This is a genomic window from Vagococcus luciliae (genome assembly GCF_024637875.1).
GTDB lineage: Bacteria > Bacillota > Bacilli > Lactobacillales > Vagococcaceae > Vagococcus > Vagococcus luciliae.
In genome coordinates this window covers 2,002,243-2,020,341 of sequence record NZ_CP102451.1, presented here as the reverse complement: position 1 = coordinate 2,020,341, position 18,099 = coordinate 2,002,243, and the positions used below count along the sequence as shown (strand labels likewise).

Annotated in this window: 19 protein-coding genes; 18 read left to right on the top strand and 1 reads right to left on the bottom strand. The window is 33.3% G+C overall.

Translation table 11 applies throughout. The features are described 5' to 3' along the window. The first annotated feature begins 22 nt into the window (after positions 1-22). From G314FT_RS09825 to G314FT_RS09755, 15 genes are all read left to right on the top strand, one after another. Complete coding sequence (locus tag G314FT_RS09825) at positions 23-898, top strand: ABC transporter permease (RefSeq protein WP_257701143.1); 876 nt, start codon at positions 23-25, stop codon at positions 896-898. An 18-nt stretch (positions 899-916) separates the two neighbouring features. Next, the gene (locus tag G314FT_RS09820; RefSeq protein WP_257701141.1) at positions 917-1,720 is read left to right on the top strand and encodes an ABC transporter ATP-binding protein; all 804 of its coding nucleotides are present in this window, start codon (positions 917-919) and stop codon (positions 1,718-1,720) included. A 236-nt stretch (positions 1,721-1,956) separates the two neighbouring features. Continuing rightward, entirely contained in the window at positions 1,957-2,766 is an 810-nt protein-coding gene (locus G314FT_RS09815) for a TrmB family transcriptional regulator (protein ID WP_257701136.1), read from the top strand. 2 nt (positions 2,767-2,768) lie between these two features. Next, complete coding sequence (locus G314FT_RS09810) at positions 2,769-3,647, top strand: sulfite exporter TauE/SafE family protein (protein ID WP_125957650.1); 879 nt, start codon at positions 2,769-2,771, stop codon at positions 3,645-3,647. Positions 3,648-3,660: 13 nt separating this feature from the next. After that, positions 3,661-4,644 carry an ornithine cyclodeaminase family protein gene (locus tag G314FT_RS09805; protein WP_257701133.1) on the top strand — a complete coding sequence of 328 codons (984 nt, stop codon included), beginning with the start codon at positions 3,661-3,663 and terminating at the stop codon, positions 4,642-4,644. A gap of 114 nt (positions 4,645-4,758) precedes the next feature. Beyond that, a complete protein-coding gene (locus G314FT_RS09800) occupies positions 4,759-5,337 on the top strand; it encodes a TVP38/TMEM64 family protein (RefSeq protein ID WP_257701131.1) in 579 nt (192 codons plus the stop codon). 89 nt (positions 5,338-5,426) lie between these two features. Then, entirely contained in the window at positions 5,427-6,908 is a 1,482-nt protein-coding gene (locus G314FT_RS09795; protein ID WP_257701129.1) for a DEAD/DEAH box helicase, read from the top strand. A gap of 68 nt (positions 6,909-6,976) precedes the next feature. After that, the gene (locus tag G314FT_RS09790) at positions 6,977-7,330 is read left to right on the top strand and encodes a prepilin peptidase (protein ID WP_257701128.1); all 354 of its coding nucleotides are present in this window, start codon (positions 6,977-6,979) and stop codon (positions 7,328-7,330) included. Positions 7,331-7,443: 113 nt separating this feature from the next. Continuing rightward, complete coding sequence (locus G314FT_RS09785) at positions 7,444-8,040, top strand: thymidine kinase (protein WP_257701126.1); 597 nt, start codon at positions 7,444-7,446, stop codon at positions 8,038-8,040. Then, positions 8,033-9,103: a peptide chain release factor 1 gene (gene prfA / locus G314FT_RS09780; RefSeq protein WP_079347721.1), complete on the top strand. Its 1,071-nt coding sequence runs from the start codon at positions 8,033-8,035 to the stop codon at positions 9,101-9,103. Before G314FT_RS09785 ends, prfA begins: the two co-directional genes overlap by 8 nt. Then, positions 9,096-9,935: a peptide chain release factor N(5)-glutamine methyltransferase gene (gene prmC / locus G314FT_RS09775; RefSeq protein WP_257701120.1), complete on the top strand. Its 840-nt coding sequence runs from the start codon at positions 9,096-9,098 to the stop codon at positions 9,933-9,935. Before prfA ends, prmC begins: the two co-directional genes overlap by 8 nt. Positions 9,936-9,949: 14 nt before the next feature. Continuing rightward, a complete protein-coding gene (locus tag G314FT_RS09770) occupies positions 9,950-10,987 on the top strand; it encodes an L-threonylcarbamoyladenylate synthase (protein WP_257701118.1) in 1,038 nt (345 codons plus the stop codon). Between the two features lie 57 nt (positions 10,988-11,044). After that, positions 11,045-12,283, top strand: a complete 1,239-nt coding sequence (glyA, locus tag G314FT_RS09765) for a serine hydroxymethyltransferase (protein ID WP_257701117.1) — start codon at positions 11,045-11,047, stop codon at positions 12,281-12,283. A gap of 81 nt (positions 12,284-12,364) precedes the next feature. Continuing rightward, complete coding sequence (gene upp, locus G314FT_RS09760; protein WP_257701116.1) at positions 12,365-12,994, top strand: uracil phosphoribosyltransferase; 630 nt, start codon at positions 12,365-12,367, stop codon at positions 12,992-12,994. 201 nt (positions 12,995-13,195) lie between these two features. Further along, positions 13,196-14,422 carry a hypothetical protein gene (locus tag G314FT_RS09755; protein WP_257701114.1) on the top strand — a complete coding sequence of 409 codons (1,227 nt, stop codon included), beginning with the start codon at positions 13,196-13,198 and terminating at the stop codon, positions 14,420-14,422. An 88-nt stretch (positions 14,423-14,510) separates the two neighbouring features. Here the strand turns inward: G314FT_RS09755 and G314FT_RS09750 are convergent, their stop codons facing one another. Then, positions 14,511-15,122, bottom strand: a complete 612-nt coding sequence (locus G314FT_RS09750) for an FMN-dependent NADH-azoreductase (RefSeq protein WP_257701112.1) — start codon at positions 15,120-15,122, stop codon at positions 14,511-14,513. 235 nt (positions 15,123-15,357) lie between these two features. Between G314FT_RS09750 and G314FT_RS09745 the strand changes: the two genes are divergently transcribed. From G314FT_RS09745 to nth, 3 genes are all read left to right on the top strand, one after another. Then, entirely contained in the window at positions 15,358-16,284 is a 927-nt protein-coding gene (locus tag G314FT_RS09745) for an NAD(P)H-dependent flavin oxidoreductase (RefSeq protein WP_257701110.1), read from the top strand. Positions 16,285-16,694: 410 nt separating this feature from the next. Further along, the gene (locus G314FT_RS09740; protein ID WP_257701109.1) at positions 16,695-17,399 is read left to right on the top strand and encodes a DnaD domain-containing protein; all 705 of its coding nucleotides are present in this window, start codon (positions 16,695-16,697) and stop codon (positions 17,397-17,399) included. 8 nt (positions 17,400-17,407) lie between these two features. Then, entirely contained in the window at positions 17,408-18,052 is a 645-nt protein-coding gene (nth, locus tag G314FT_RS09735; protein ID WP_257701108.1) for an endonuclease III, read from the top strand. Positions 18,053-18,099 lie beyond the last annotated feature (47 nt).

Below are 18,099 nucleotides of genomic sequence, written 5' to 3'. Positions count from 1 at the left end.
AAGATAAGCGGAGTGAATTGTAATGGATATCATAATTTCAAGTGTTTCTCAAGGTTTTTTGTGGTCGATTATGGCTATTGGTGTGTATTTAACATACCGAATTTTAGATGTGGCAGACTTAACAGCAGAGGCTAGTTTTCCATTAGGTGCAGCTATAAGTGCCAGCCAAATTGTGTCAGGAACTTCTCCATTAATTGCAACAATAATGGGATTAGGTGGTGGGGTATTAGCTGGACTTGTTTCTGGATTATTGCATACTAAATTAAAAATACCAGCACTATTAGCAGGTATTTTGACAATGACTGGTTTGTATTCAGTGAATTTAAGAATTATGGGCCAAGCGAATGTTTCGTTACTTGGAAAAAAAACCGTGATGCGTATTTTTAATGATTTAGGAATGACAAATCAAATTGCCACATTAGTTGTTGGAGTGATTGCTTCACTTATTGTTATTTTGTTTTTATTCTTATTTTTTAGAACAGCCATTGGGTTAGCTATTCATGCAACAGGGAATAATATCGCCATGAGTGAAGCGAACGGAATTAATACTGATAATATGAAAATAATAGGATACATGATTTCTAATGGTTTAATTGCATTATCAGGAGCATTAATGGCTCAAAGTAATGGGTATGCTGATATTAGTATGGGGATTGGAACAATCGTCATTGGATTAGCTTCTGTGATTATCAGTGAAGTGTTATTTAAAGATGTTAGTTTTGTCAAACGATTGTTTTTAATTATTTTGGGTTCAATTATTTATCGATTTATTATTTCTCTTGTCTTGTATTTAGGTGTAGCACCAACAGATTTAAAACTGTTTTCAGCCATTGTGTTGACGATTTGTTTATCATCACCTTTGATTAAGAACAAATTTAATAAAAAGAAACACTTATAAAGATTAGGAGGAATTATTATGACACCAACTTTAACATTAAAAAATATACATAAAAGTTTTGAAGTAGGCACTGTTAATGAGCATCATGTTTTACGTGGTGTGAATCTTATGCTAAATGAGGGGGATTTTGTCACTGTTATTGGAGGAAATGGTGCAGGTAAGTCAACGTTGCTTAACTGTATTGCTGGAAATATTTCAGTTGATTCAGGTGAAATTATTTTGGATGATATTGACATAACTTCCCAAAAAACAGAAAAAAGAGCCGCTCATATTGGTCGTGTGTTTCAAGATCCTAGAATGGGGACTGCCACAAGACTTAGTATTGAGGAAAATTTATCGATTGCTTATGCTAGAGGTAAAAAACGAGGATTGTCTTTAGGTGTAACAGATGCTCAACGGGAAGAATTTAAAAAGCAATTAGCACGCTTAGACTTAGGTTTAGAAGATAGATTAAAAAAAGAAGTGGGATTACTCTCAGGAGGTCAAAGACAAGCTTTAACACTTCTTATGTCAACAATCGTAAAACCTAAATTATTATTATTAGATGAGCACACAGCGGCTCTTGATCCTAAAGCGAGTCATTCTGTTTTAACGTTGACAGAAAAGATGGTTTACGAAGATCATTTAACCACATTAATGATTACGCATAATATGGAAGATGCTATCAAATATGGCAATCGATTGGTGATGTTACATGAAGGGAAAATTGTTGTTGATATCAATCGAAAGCAAAAAGAAGGGTTAAAAGTCCAAGATTTAATGGACTTATTCCAAAAAAATAGTGGACAATCACTGACAGATGATGCACTTATATTATCTTAGTGTTTAATTAATAAAAACTCAAATCAATTTGATTTGAGTTTTTTTGTTCGTGAAATTTTTATTTTAATATTTGTGATTAAAGTTCTTTTATAAGCGTTTTAATCAAATTTAATCTTGTGAAAACTTTATAAAAAGGGTTTATTTAATGTTAAAAATATCACAAATAGATTGTGTAAACGTTATTTTGTGATATAGTAGTTACTAAGGTAGCTACTAAAAAAGAGGTTGAAAAAATTATGGAAACAATAATACAAATAATGAAAAAATATCATTTTTCTGAGATGGAGACATTAGTGTACACCACACTGTTGGAACAAGATAAGTTAACAGGTTATGAAATAAGTAAACAATCTGGTGTACCACGCTCAAAAGTGTATAACATTTTAGAAAAGTTATTGAAAAAAAATTTAGTTATTGTAAATAAATCAGAACCAAAGTTGTATCGAGCGATATCTTCAGATGAATTTATTGAACGCTTAGAAAAGGATGTTAAACAAGATTTAGCAATTTTGGATAAGCAATTAGGCGGGATAAAAGAAGCTGAAGAAGAAGAGTTATTATGGAAAATTGAAGGGTATTCTCATGTTTTGGAAAAAGTTGAGCATTTAATTAAGCACTCTAAAAAAAGTTTGTTGGTTCAAATATGGAAACAGGATATCAGTGATGAGCTATTATTTTTATTACAAGAAGCTGAGAAACAATTAGACGAGTGCGTGGTGATTTTATTTGATACAGAACATCATTACGACTTACCGCTAAATCATTATTATCAACATGGGTTTGAAGAAGAAAAATTAAAAGACTTTGGCTCTAGGTGGATTAACATTGTTCGAGATGAAAAAGAAGTCGTGTTTGGCACATTATCAGAAGAAACAAGTCAAACAGACGTCACGTGGACAAAAAATAATGCGATGGTCAGTCTATCAAAAGAATATATCAAACATGATGCTTATACATTGAAAATTATTGAAGAATTACCTCAAGAATTGCGTAGTAAATATGGTCACGAGTTTGAAAAAGTGCGTTCAATATTTAAGGGGGAATAGTCATGGTCAGAACAGTTTTATTAACATTAATTATATTAGTCAATGGATTTTTTGCTTTTACTTTTGTGAAAGATTTAATGAGTCATAAAGAAGAATTTAAAGAAGAAAAAGCGAATGTAAAATGGTTGCCGTTTACATCATTTATCATGTTTTTCTTATCAACATTTGGTATTTCAGATTTTGCAATAGGGACCGTTCTTTATCCAAAATTAGGTTGGGTAAATATGAAAAAATTACCAGGAACATTAAACACACAATGTGTTATACCTGTAGCAGCTATGGCTCTATCATATATTTCAGGGGTAAATGTGGGGATTAAAACATTAGCGATTTGTATTATAGCGCAAGTAATCGGTGCTTATATTGGACCAAAATTTGTAGTGAAACTACCAGAAGATACCATTAAAAAATTCGTTGGTGTAGGATTAATCATTGCAGCATTCTTAATTTTTGCCGGACAAGTTAATTGGATTCAATCAAATGGAACAGCAACAGAGTTATATGGTGGTAAACTAGTCTTAGCGGCATTCTTATTATTTGTATATGGGGCTTTAAATAATATTGGGATTGGGTCATATGCTTTGACAATGGTTACAGTTTACTTATTAGGAATGGATCCAATCGCCGCATTTCCAATCATGATGGGTGCTTGTACCTTCTCAGTACCAATTGGAAGTGTTCAATTTATTAAATTTGGGGAATATAGCCGTAAAATTACATTATTTACGTCAATCTTTGGTGTTTTAGGGGTATTGGTAGCAGTCTTTTTAGTAAAATCTTTAAATACTTACATGTTGAAATGGGTCGTTATCTTTGTTCTTTTATATAGCTCATATTCAATGTTAGCAGCGCAACTTAAAAAAGGATCACAAACAGCTTAAGGGGGAAAAGAGTATGTTATTTTTGAAAAAAGAAGATATTGAAAAATGTTTTGATATGAGAGCCGCAATGGATGCATCACTAGAGGCGTTAAAAATTTATTCAGAGGGTAGAGCAACTATTCCATTAAGAACGAATATTCCAGTACCAAAAGCAGAGGGACAGAGTCTTTATATGCCAGGTTATGTTGAATGTGACAGTGGAAAAGATGCGTTAGGTGTCAAGATTGTGTCGGTTTATCCAAAAAATATTGAAAAAAACATTCCAAGTGTACCAGCTACAATGGTTGTGTTAGATGCAGAAACAGGTATTGTGAATGCGATGCTTGATGGAACTTACTTAACACAATTAAGAACAGGGGCTGTGCAAGGAGCGGCAACAGAACTTTTGGCGAGAAAAGATGCAACAATTGGTGCTTTGATTGGCACTGGTGGACAAGCTGAAAGTCAATTATGGGCGATGTTGACAGCAAGAGATTTAACAGAAGTGCGTATCTTTGATATTGATTTTGATAGAGCCTCTGCATTTGCAAAAGAAATGGCAGAAAAATTTAAGGTTACAATGATTCCAACTCAAACAGCACAAGAATGTGTTGAGGGTGCTGACATCATCACAAGCGTAACAACATCTAAACGCCCAACATTCTCTAGTGAGTGGGTGAAAAAGGGAGCTCACATCAATGGTGTGGGAGCATACACACATGATATGTGCGAAATTCCACGAGAAATTATTAAAGAATCTGACTTAGTTATCTTTGATACAATGGATGGCGTGTTACAAGAAGCAGGAGACTTCATGCAACCATTAGAAGATGGCTATCTATCAGAAGATAAATATGCTGGTGAATTAGGAGAGCTTGGCTTAGGTAAGTTACAGGGTAGAGAACATGATGAAGACATTACTATTTTCAAAACAGTTGGCTCAGCAGTGCTAGATGTGTATGTGGCGCAAAAAATGGTGGAACAAGCGAAAGAAAACAATATTGGATTAACTGTATAATATTTAAAAATCAATCACTTATGTGGTTGATTTTTTTTATTAGACAAAATTAGTTAAAACATTCATAATTGATTAGTGTTTAGATGAAAAGAGTGAACGAGTAGAGGTGATTGAATGAAAAAGTTAAATAAAATCATATTTATTGTCGGATTATTAGTAGTAATTGTAGCAACTTTTTTTGCCTTTAAATATAATCTATTTCAAAATCCACTTATATTGAAACAATTTGTTCATCGTTTTGGTATTTTTGGTCCTATGATGTTCATGTTCCTTCAAATGATTCAACCTATTGTGCCAATTATCCCTGGTGGTGTGAGTGATGTAGCTGGTATTTTAGCATTTGGTCCTGTTCTTGGTGTATTGTATGCTTCAGCTGGATTAGTAATAGGAGAAATCATACTATTTTTACTTGTGCGTAAATATGGCAGAAAATTTGTTTTATCAATCACATCAGATAAAAATATGCCCCGTTTAGAAAGGCTAATTGATGTAGGGGATAAGCATACTGTTTGGATGCTTATTATCGCTTTTTTAATGCCTTTTGGTCCAGATGATTTAGCGTGTCTAGCTTCTGGTTTTACAAAGATATCATTAAAAGATTATATTAAAACGATTATATTATTAAAACCAATTTCTGTAGCTATTCATTGTTATTTATTGCTAGATGTTTTTAAAATGGTGAAAATTAACTAATAGTGCTAGTAATTTAGATAAAACATGTTACACTGATAAAGCTAAAATAAAGAAAATAGGCAAGTGGCTTATTTATGAAGGATGTTAACATGGTAAAAAATAAATTTAATCTATTTGGTATTGATGAGTCGATAACTGAGGCATTAGATGTTTTAGGCTATACAACCCCCACAGAAGTGCAAAAAGAAGTCGTACCATTGTTACTTGAAAAAAAAGATACGGTGGTCCAATCACAAACAGGTAGTGGGAAGACGGCCGCTTTTGGTATTCCTGTTTGTGATACAGTAGAGTGGGAAGAACGATACCCACAAGTGTTAATTCTAACGCCAACTAGAGAATTGGCGACACAAATTCAAGAAGAATTATTTAATATAGGTCGTTATAAGCGATTAAAAGTCGTGAGTTTATTTGGAAAGAGTTCTTTTCAAATGCAGGTTAAACAATTAAAACAACGAACTCATATTGTAGTTGCAACACCTGGTCGATTGTATGACCATATCATGCAAAAAACAATTGATTTAAGTAAAATTAACCAAGTGATTATAGATGAAGCAGATGAAATGTTTGCGATGGGATTTATTGAGCAATTAGATCAAATTATGCCGAGATTACCTAAAAAAAGAAATACGGCTCTATTCTCTGCCACAATGCCAGATGCGGTGAAACGATTATCTAAAAAATATTTGGAAAATCCTGTCTATGTGGAAATTAAAAAAACTGGCGAACAAAAAAAACGAATTTCTCAGTATTATCAATGGGCAGCTGATGATGAAAAATTGTCTCAGTTTAAGGACACACTGATAGTTGAAAATCCTGAAACAAGTATTATTTTTTGTAATACCAAAATAATGGTAGAAGAATTAACCAAACAATTAAAATTACTAGGTGTTAATTGTGAGATGTTGCATGGTGGCATGGAACAACGTGATCGAACACGCGTGATAAAAGATTATAAACGTGGCTACATTCACTGTTTGGTGGCGACAGATGTTGCAGCAAGAGGAATAGATGTGTCTGATATAAAATTAGTCGTGAATTATGATATTCCTGATAAAGTTGAAACGTATACACATCGTATTGGACGAACAGCTCGTTTTGAAAAAAGTGGTAAAGCTATTTCATTTATTAATTCAAAAGATAAATCATCTTTTAAAGCGATTTTGGCTAAGGAAGGTGATAGTTTAGAAGAGATGCGTCGACCGAATCGTGAACAAGTTAAAGAGATGAAACGCCCATTTTTAGATAGACAATTAGAATCGCCAAAGCTTAGAAAAGAAAAAGGATTATCTTTTAATGAAGACATTATGAAAATTCACATTAATGCAGGTAAAAAGCAAAAAATGCGTGCCGGTGATATTGTTGGGGCCTTATGTCAAATTGATGGTATGACTGCAGATGATATTGGTGTGATTGATTTATTAGATATTTCAACTTTTGTCGATATTTTAAATGGTAAAGGTGATTTGGTATTAAAAACACTTCAAACCAAACCAATTAAAGGCCGTTTGAGAAAAGTGAACAAATCAAACGTTACAAAGTATGAGCAAGATTTACAAAAATATCAACGCTAAAAAGAGTTCTTTTAAGAGAGCTCTTTTCTTTTTTCGAATGTTTATAGAAAGAAGGGTGTGGTGATTGAATGGTTTTGTCTATTTTATTGTTTTTCTTAGGAGCATCTTTGGCTTCTTTTTTTGTATTAGTGGGTGAGAGGGTATCTAAACAGGAATCCATTGTCCTACCTAGATCTCATTGTTCTTATTGCCAACATGAGTTAAGGTGGTTTGAATTAGTTCCAGTGTTTTCTTATTGTTTCTTGAAAGGTCGTTGTTTATATTGCTTTAATCATATTGGTCATGTTAGTACATTGTGGGAATTATTTTCAGGTCTTTTATTTATGTTATTATATAGATTAGAGGTAAACACTTTACAAGGTATTTTATTGTGTCTCATTTGGTTTATCGTACTATCAAGGTTGAATCAGACGGATTATTAAAAAAACTCTCTATGAAAAAATCTATTATAAATAGTAAAAAAGTGTTTGATTGGATGATTTTTTTCTAAAATTACAGTATACTATCATAGGATAAACTAAGGAGAGTAAAATAAATGGCTCAATTATTTTTTAAATATGGTGCGATGAATAGTGGGAAAACGATTGAAATTTTAAAGGTTGCTCACAACTATGAAGAGCAAAATAAACCAGTCGTTTTGATGACCAGTGGATTGGATACAAGAGATGAGATTGGTATTATATCCAGTCGCATTGGATTACGACGAGAGGCTATTCCGATTTTTCATGAAACCAATGTTTATGATATAGTAAAAAAGATGACTGATAAACCATACTGTATCCTAGTTGATGAGTCTCAATTTTTAGAACAAGCTCATGTGGTTCAATTTGCTAAAATTGTGGATGATTTAGATATTCCAGTGATGGCATTTGGACTTAAAAATGATTTTAAAAATGAGTTGTTTGAGGGCTCTAAGTATTTATTATTGTACGCAGATAAAATAGAAGAATTAAAAACAATTTGTTGGTTTTGCCATAAAAAAGCCACAATGAATCTAAGAATGGATAACAATAAACCTGTTTATACAGGTGAACAAATTCAAATAGGTGGCAATGAAGCTTACTACCCAGTTTGTCGTAAGCATTATGTGAATCCACCACTGTCAAATCGAAAGGATGAAGAAAATGTTTGATCAATTACAAGCGATAGAAGACCGCTATGAAGAATTAGCGGAATTACTAAGTGACCCTGATGTCGTCAGTGACACAAAACGTTTCATGGAGCTATCAAAAGAAGAAGCAGGAACACGTGAAACAGTTGACGTGTACCGTCGATACAAAGAAGTCACTCAAGGTATTTCAGATACTGAAGAGTTATTAGGTGAAAAACTTGATGATGAGATGCAAGAGATGGCTAAAGAAGAGTTATCTGAATTAAAAACAGAAAAAGAAGAATTAGAAGAACGAATTAAGATTCTTTTATTACCAAAAGATCCTAATGATGATAAAAATATCATTTTAGAAATTCGTGGAGCTGCTGGTGGAGATGAAGCGGCATTATTTGCAGGAGATTTGTTTGAAATGTATCAAAGTTACTCTCAAAACCAAGGATGGACATTTGAGGTGATGGACGCTAATATCACTGATATTGGTGGTTACAAAGAAGTGACTGTGATGATTACAGGTGACAGTGTCTTTTCAAAACTAAAATACGAAAGTGGTGCACATCGTGTACAACGTGTCCCATCAACTGAATCTCAAGGTCGTGTTCATACTTCAACAGCAACAGTTGTTGTGTTACCAGAAGCAGAAGAAGTTGAATTAGATTTAGAAGATAAAGACATCCGTGTGGATATTTATCATGCAAGTGGAGCTGGTGGACAGCACGTTAATAAGACTGCCTCTGCTGTGCGTTTGACACATATCCCAACAGGCATTGTTGTTGCGATGCAGGATGAGCGTTCTCAGTTAAAAAACAGAGAAAAAGCAATGAAGGTATTACGTGCTAGAGTGTATGACCAATTACAACAAGAAAGTCGTAGTGAGTATGATGCAAATCGTAAATCGGCTGTTGGTACAGGGGATCGCTCCGAACGTATTCGCACTTATAATTTTCCACAAAATCGTGTCACTGATCACCGAATTGGCTTAACGATTCAAAAATTAGATCAAATCTTAGCAGGAAAATTAGACGAAATTGTAGATGCTTTAATTATTTATGATCAAACAGCTCAATTGGAGAAATTAAATGGATAAGCCTGTTACATATTTTGAAGTCCTGAAATGGGCTTCTTCTTTTTTAGAAGCACATGATAAAGACGTTTCAATTGCTGAATATTTGTTACTTGAGTATAATCAATGGACAAAAACAGACTTGTTGTTACATTTTAAAAAAGATGTTCCAAAAGATTTATTGGACAGATTATCAAATGATTTAGAAAAGGTCAGTCAGGATTATCCACCACAATATTTGATTGGCTCATGTGAATTTTATGGAGAACGTTTTTTAGTGTCAGAAGATACTTTAATTCCTAGACCAGAAACAGAAGAACTTGTAGAATGTTGTTTAACAGAAAGTGACCTTGAAAAAAAAGTTGTGGTGGATGTTGGAACAGGAACAGGTATTATTGCCATTAGTTTGAAAAAGAACAGACCTAATTGGACGGTTAAGGCGATTGATTTATCACCCGAAGCATTGAAAATAGCACAGAAAAATGCTAAATGTTTAGAAACTGACATTGAGTTTTATGAAGGAAATACCCTTGAACCAATGGCAAATCAGATGTTTGATATTATCTTATCTAACCCACCATATATTGGCGTTGATGAATGGGAAGAAATGGATGAATCAGTAAGAAATTATGAACCGAAATTAGCGTTATTTGCTAACGATAACGGGTTGGCTATTTATGAAAAACTAGCAAAAGAAGCAACGCAATTATTAACAAGTGATGGAAAGATTTATTTAGAGATAGGGTATAAACAAGGAAGTAGCGTAGCACAGATATTTCAAGAGTATTTTCCTAATAAAATAGTAGAAATTGTAAAAGACATGTCAGGACATGACCGAATCGTTAAAGTTTACTAAAAGGAAGTGTAAAGATGGATACAAAAGTATATCATCATGATGAAATAAAAGAAGCAGCAAAAATTATTAAGCAAGGGGGACTCATCTCATTTCCAACTGAAACTGTTTATGGATTGGGAGCAGACGCGACCAATACAGAAGCGGTGAAAAAAGTCTATCTAGCTAAGGGACGTCCCAGTGATAACCCTTTGATTGTTCATGTGAATTCAAAAGAGATGGTAGAAGAATATGTTGATAGTATTCCTGATAAAGCTTTACAGTTAATGAAGACATTCTGGCCAGGACCATTAACGCTTATTTTTAATTTAGCACAGGACAATAATTTATCAACCAGTGTAACAGCTAATTTAAATACAGCTGCTTTTAGAATGCCTAATAGCCTTGTCACACTTGAATTGATTCGTCAGTCAGGTACACCACTAGTTGGTCCAAGTGCTAATACATCAGGTAAACCAAGTCCAACTACTGCCATTCACGTATTGAATGATTTAAGCGGAAAGATTGAAGGGATACTAGATGACGGTGAATGTGAGGTTGGGATAGAATCGACCGTGTTAGATATGAGTAATCCTAACATGCCGACTATTTTAAGACCAGGAGCGATTACAAAAGAAGAGATTGAACAAGTTATTGGTGAAATAGCGATAGATACACACTTAATTGATGAACACAACGCCCCAAAATCGCCAGGTATGAAATACAAACATTATTCTCCTGACACACCAGTGGTAATGATAGATAGTGAATTAGATAATTGGGAAGAAGCGGTTGAATATTACCAACAATTAAATAAAACAGTCGCTATTTTATCTAATAAAGAAATAGTGAGTCGTTTAGGGGATTATTCGGTATTTGCTCACTATATACTATCAGACAAAAAAGAAGTTAAATCTGCTATGCATCATTTGTTTGGTGGATTAAGAGCCCTCGATACTGAATTAGTGGGATATAATGGTGTGATTTTAGCAGAAGGGTATCCTGAAGTAAGCCAAAATATGGGTTATATGAATCGACTAAAAAAAGCAGCAAATCAAACATTTTTTAGAAAATAATAATAATCATAAAGAAATATGGTACAATGGTATAAAAAATCGGGAGTGTGTTTGCATATGGATTATAAAAAAGAAGATGCTGTTTTGTGGGATGCTATAGCTAATGAAAAACAAAGACAACAAGAAACAATAGAGCTAATTGCTTCAGAAAATTTTGTATCTGAGGCTGTTATGGTAGCTCAAGGAAGTGTGTTAACAAACAAATATGCTGAAGGATATCCTGGACGCAGATATTATGGTGGCTGTGAGTTTGTTGATGTAGTAGAAAATTTAGCAATTGATCGTGCGAAAGATTTATTTCAAGCTGATTTTGCTAATGTTCAGGCTCATTCAGGTTCACAAGCTAACACTGCAGCTTATTTATCATTAGTTGAAGAAGGCGACACAGTGATGGGAATGGACCTAACAGCAGGTGGGCATTTAACGCATGGTTCTCCAGTAAACTTTAGTGGTAAAACATATAACTTTGTGTCATATGGTGTAGATCCAGTGACAGAAGTTATCGACTATGAAGTGGTGAGAATTTTAGCAAGAAAACATCAACCAAAACTGATTGTAGCTGGAGCAAGTGCATACTCTAGAGACATTGATTTCAAGAAATTTAGAGAAATAGCAGATAGTGTTGGAGCTAAATTAATGGTGGATATGGCTCATATTGCTGGACTTGTTGCAACAGGTCTACATCAAAATCCAGTTCCATATGCAGATATTGTGACATCAACGACTCATAAAACATTAAGAGGTCCTAGAGGTGGTCTTATTTTAACTAACTCTCCAGAATTAGCTAAAAAGATAAATAGTGCTATTTTCCCAGGTATTCAAGGTGGTCCATTAGAGCATGTAATAGCAGGAAAAGCTGCGGCATTTAGAGAAGCACTATTACCAGAATTTAAAGATTATAGTAAACAAGTATTAGCAAATGCTAAGGCTATGGCTCGTGTAATCAATCAAACACCAGGAGCTCGTTTAATTAGTGGTGATACAGATAATCATTTATTATTGATAGATGTGACAGGATTTAAGTTAACTGGTAAAGAAGCAGAAGCTATTTTAGATAGTGTGCATATTACAGTTAATAAAAATACCATCCCATTTGAGAGCCAAAGTCCATTTGTAACAAGTGGCATCCGTATTGGAACACCCGCTATTACAACACGTGGATTTAAAGAAGAAGATGCTAAAAAAGTAGCTGAATTAATTGTTGAAGCACTAACTTATCATGAAGAAGAGAGTGTATTAGAGAAAGTGAGAAAAGAAGTAGCAGAGCTATTAAAGAGTCATCCACTTTATAAATAAAATTTTTAGGGAATTGACTAGTCAATTCCCTTTTTTTCGGCTACAATAGATAAGAATAAAATTTAAAAGGAGAATCGCATTATGGGAAAATTTCAAGTGATAGATCATCCGTTAATCCAACACAAGTTAACAATTATCAGAGAAAAAAATTGTGGAACAAAGGTTTTCAGAGAAGTTGTTGATGAGATTGCTATGTTAATGGCTTATGAGGTGTCTCGTGATATGCCATTAGAAGACATTGAAATTGAAACACCAATGGGAACGTCAGTACAAAAAACGTTAACTGGTAAGAAAGTAGCGATTATCCCAATCTTAAGAGCAGGTATTGGAATGGTTGATGGTATGTTAGAATTAATACCAGCAGCTAAAGTTGGACATGTTGGTTTATATCGTGACCATGACACTTTAGAACCAGTTGAATATTTTGTTAAATTACCAGCAGATATTGCTGATAGACAATTATTTGTTGTAGACCCAATGTTAGCAACAGGTGGATCAGCTATTATGGCAATTGATTTATTAAAACGTCGTGGTGCAACAAATATTAAATTTGTTTGTTTAGTATCAGCTCCAGAAGGTATCAAAGCTCTTCAAGAAGCTCATCCAGATGTTGATATCTATACTGCCGGTTTAGATGAAAAATTAAACGAAGAAGGTTACATTGTTCCTGGTTTAGGGGATGCTGGTGACCGTTTATTTGGTACTAAATAATAATGAGTAGTCAATCCCTTAGATTTATTCTAGGGGATTTTTTTGTGAATCATGACTTATATTACCTTGTCAATAGCTAAAGACTATTAAAAAAACTATTAGATATCATAATATTCTGTAATTTGTAATCGATTACAAATTATTATAAATTAAACTTATATTTTGCGCGAATATAACAAAATAAATATAAGGGAGAAGGTTATGGAAAATATTGTGATTGCTAAAAGGATCAAACATCCTTTACTAAGTGGTATTGTATCCGTGATATTTTTAATTTTATTTGCATCTGCAGGATGGATTATTTGGTCAAATGTTTGGCAATTAGTAATTGGTCTTGTTGGTGGTGAGAGTGTTAATAATTTATCGACAGAAATTCAAGGACATTTCTTTAAAGAATCAGTTGAGGGAACTTTTTTCTGGTTAGTTATTTCAACGTGGGTTTGGTTTAGTTTGAATCTTGGGAATTATGGGAAACATACAAGAAATTTAACTCATTTGAAAACAGGCATTAGATACACATTAATGGCATTTTTAGTTGGTATCATTGGATTTAGTTTATTTGTGACCTTTTTAGGATTATGGTGGGAACCATTTAGTTGGCAAGTATTATTTAGACCAGAAAATGATGTACAAGCTCTTTTGGCAATAAAGGGCTGGTCAGCGATTAATTTCTTTGCCTTGTCAGTTATTTTAACACAAATACCATTGGTTAGTTTATTTGGTAAATACCCGTTTAGTCAGTACAGTCAATCCGATTGGTCTATTTCATTTGGAACACTATTTTTAGGATTATTTTTAGCCCTGTTTAATTGGATTGTGTTTATCGTTCCAAGTTTTTTCCAGTTACAAATTGATGGAGTAGCAATTACTCAAATTCCTTTTGGGTCATGGTCAACAGCTATTGCTTGGTGTCAATTGTTTATTTTCTTCTTCTTATTGCCAGCAGAAGGAGCAGAAGGATACCCACAGAAACTTTTTACGACGCGTCAACCTATTTCAGGGTTGATTGGATTAGCTATTGCGGTGATTGGGGCATTCGTTATGCTACCAATACTTAGCCAGTTACTAACCCCCCTTGCGACAGAAATTGGGATTGATCCAGACTTAGCAGTTGCATCATTCGTGTTAACGATTATTAATGTGTTGCTAACATGGCATCATCATTTTGATGATTACCCAAATAAAGAAGTGGTTCCATCAGCATGGAAACGTATTGTTATTCAATTAATCATTGTGATAACTATTGGCTCAGTATTAGGAATACTTTGGCTTAAAACACTTCAGTTATGGCCTTTTGGAGGAAATCATTTAGGATTAGGGCATCCTATGTTAGGTATTTTAGGTGGTCAATTTGTTTACATGATGCCAATGCTATTTATGAATACTTTCTTTGATAAATGGCCAATGTCGTATTATAAAGAGAAATAATAGTTTAAAACCGTCAGATAGATGGTTTTTTTCTTTGAGTAAAATTCAAAAAATGGTTACATCAATTAGTTATGATGTAACCATTTTCTTAGAAGGTTTTAGCTAATTCTTTTGTGTTTTCAATAATAGATGCCAAGATGTCATCTGCTTTGTCTGGTTGATAGTCTAATCCCTCAATGATAATAGAATCTGTTTCTTCTACACCAACAAAGTTAAAGATCTCTTTGACATATTTAGAAGAAGTATCTTCACCAGAGTGAATGCCCCCACTTGCTTGAATGTGCAACATTTTTTTCCCTGGAACCAAGGGGATTTTACCAGTTTCAGTGTATTTAAACGTCTTGCCTGCAACAACGATGGTATCAATCCATGCTTTTAATTTAGTTGGAATATTTAAATTCCATAAAGGATTAGCTACGATAATTTTATCTGAATTCAGAAATTGTTCAGTCAATTCAGAAAAACGTTCAATTTTTTTTGTTTGTTCTTCCGTAATTTCTTTTCCTTCTCTTAAATTAGTCCAACCAGTTAAGATATCTTTGTCAATTTCTGGTATGAAATCATCGTAAACATCAACGAATTCAACCATATCTGTTGGGTGACTTTCTTTGTAAGATGTCAAAAAGGTATCTAATACTTTAAGGGTACGTGAATCATCCGTTGTTAATGGGTGTGCTTTAATAACTAATACATTTGACATAATCATTTCCTCAATTCATTTATATTTTACTTATTATTTATCAGTAATTACAAATATAAAGTATTTTGTGAAAAATAGCAAAGTTTTTTTATTTAGACTATAAATAAACATCTAATACTGTATTAGTTTTAATAATAGAAGGCGTAAGAAAAAGTGATTTGAAACCACTTACAATAACAAGTACTATTATAGTAGTAAGAACATCACAAAGTTTGATAAAAGAAAGAGGATGACTATGACATTAATTAATGAGTTATTAGGAATAAAATACCCAATTATTCAAGGAGCAATGGCCAAAATATCGACATCAGAATTAGTTAGTGCTGTATCAGAAGCAGGAGGACTTGGAGTTATTGCTTCTGGTGGTATGACAACGGAACAAGTAAGAGAAGAAGTCCGAAAAACGCAAAAACTAACAGATAAGCCATTTGCGGTTAATGTGATGTTGATGATGGAAAACCGAGATGACATTATTGATGTGGTGATTGAAGAAGGTGTTAAAATTATTACCTCAGGTGCAGGAACACCAAAACCATATATGAAACGTTTAAAAGAAGCAGGTGTTATTGTCATGCCTGTTGTTCCAAATGTTGACATTGCCTTAAAGATGGAAAAATTAGGAGCGGATGCGGTGATTGTTGAAGGAATGGAAGCAGGAGGACATATTGGAGAAGTTTGTACATTTCCATTAGTGTCTGCGGCAACACAAGCGTTGAGTATTCCAGTTGTGGCTGCAGGAGGGTTATCGAATGGGCAATCGTTGGCTGCAGCATTAGCATTAGGTGCAAAGGGGGTTCAGATGGGAACAGTTTACTTAGCAACAAAAGAGTGCCCAGTCTCAGATGCGTATAAAGAACAAATCCTTTTATCTAATGAAACCTCAACCGTTGTGACAGGACGAAAAAATGGGGCTCCTGTAAGAAACATCCGCAACGAGATGACAAGTCACTATTTAGAATTAGAGGCTAAGGAAGTATCAAGAGATGAATTAGAAGCTTTAACTATAGGCTCTTTGTATAAGGCTGTTAAGGAAGGTGACATGGTGAATGGTTCGGTGATGGCTGGACAAATTATTGGGACAATTTCGACAATAAAAACAGTTCAAGAATTACATGATGACATTCTAGAGCAGTATAGAAAAGTATCACTGCCTAAAATATAGATAGAAAGGACGACTTACGTGAGTCGTCTTTTTTGTTTTGTGTATAATAAATGGTCAAAAGGTATTTTAAATAATAATTGGAAGTACAGATATTAGAAAGTAGATCAGCACTTATTGAGTGACTAATAATAAAGGTTTTAAAATGGTGATATTATTTTGATGTAAATTATGAATCGAATTTAAACAAATGATGTATCTTTCTTTGTGTTAATGTAGGGTGAAATCAAAATAATTGTTACGTCATAAAAACGTTTCAATAATCATAAATATTCATAAAAGTAAAAAAACATGATGCGTATTGTTTTAATAGTTAACTGATAGGTTGAACTTCTTTTTTAAGGCAGTGTTCTGTTTTTTATTTTTTATTTTTTATTTTTTATTTGTTATACTTTAAAAGAAGGAGTGGGCAAATGTTATCACTAGATTATTACTTAAATTCAGGGACAACAACTGTTTCAAATTTATTGTTTAAATATTATAAAAAAATTGGTATGACGGACTCTGAAATGATACTTTATTTACAATTATTACAATGTAGTCAAAAAGGAAATGATTTTCCAACAATGGATATCATTGCACAATATATGGGCATAACAAATGAAATAGGCTATCAAATGGTTCAACAATTAATGACAAAAGGCGTTTTATCTATTGAAACAAGTCGTAATGAATTTGGCAAAACAGAAGATCGCTATGATTTAACGTTAGTCTATGAAAAGATAGAAAATGTTATGACTAAAGAAGCAGTTCAGACAACAGAAAAAATTCAAGAAGACAAAAAAGTAAATTTATTTAATAAGTTTGAACAAGAATTTGGTAGATCTTTATCACCAATAGAAATGGAGACTATTCAACAGTGGTTAAATGAGGATAAATATTCCGTTGAATTAATTGAATTAGCTCTTCGTGAAGCCATACTAAACCAAGCTTATAGTTTAAAGTATATGGACCGAATTTTATTAAATTGGGAAAGAAAAAATTTGCATTCTAAACAAGCAATACAAAAGGATCAAAAACAGCGTTTAAAAGAAATAGATGAAAAAAAACAGACAACAACTGATGAAAAGCTGCCAGAAATACCGATGTATAATTGGCTAAATCCACATGATAAATAGGAGAAGATATGTTATCTAAAAAAAGAACGATGGAAGCCATTGATTTGATGAAAGAATTTTATCCAAATGCTAAAGGGGAATTAAATCATGATACCCCATTTCAGTATCTGATAGCAGTGATATTAAGTGCTCAAGCAACAGATGTGTCAGTAAATAAAGCGACGCCATTTTTATTTGAGGTATACCCAACAGCAAATGATTTAGCTAAAGCACCGCTAGAAGATGTGATGATGCGTATTAAAACAATTGGACTTTATAAAACAAAAGCGAAAAATATTATTAAAACTTCCCAGCTGTTAGTTGACAAATTTGACGGGGAAGTTCCTCGTACAAAGAAGGAATTAATGAGTTTACCAGGAGTAGGAAGAAAAACAGCTAATGTGGTGGCTGGAGATATGTTTAATGTGCCTTCTATAGCAGTAGATACACATGTTGAACGAGTTAGTAAAAGGTTAAGAATTTGTAAGCAGTCTGCAACAGCTGATGAAGTGGAAGAAACATTGATGAAAAAAGTACCGGAAGAACGTTGGGTAGATACTCATCATACGATGATTCTATTTGGTCGTTACCACTGTACAGCTAGAAAACCAAAATGTGAAGGATGTTTGTTATTAGATTTATGTGCTGAAGGGCAAAAAAATATGAAAAAATAAAAATACCTTATAATGATTTTACAAGCAAAATCATTATAAGGTATTTA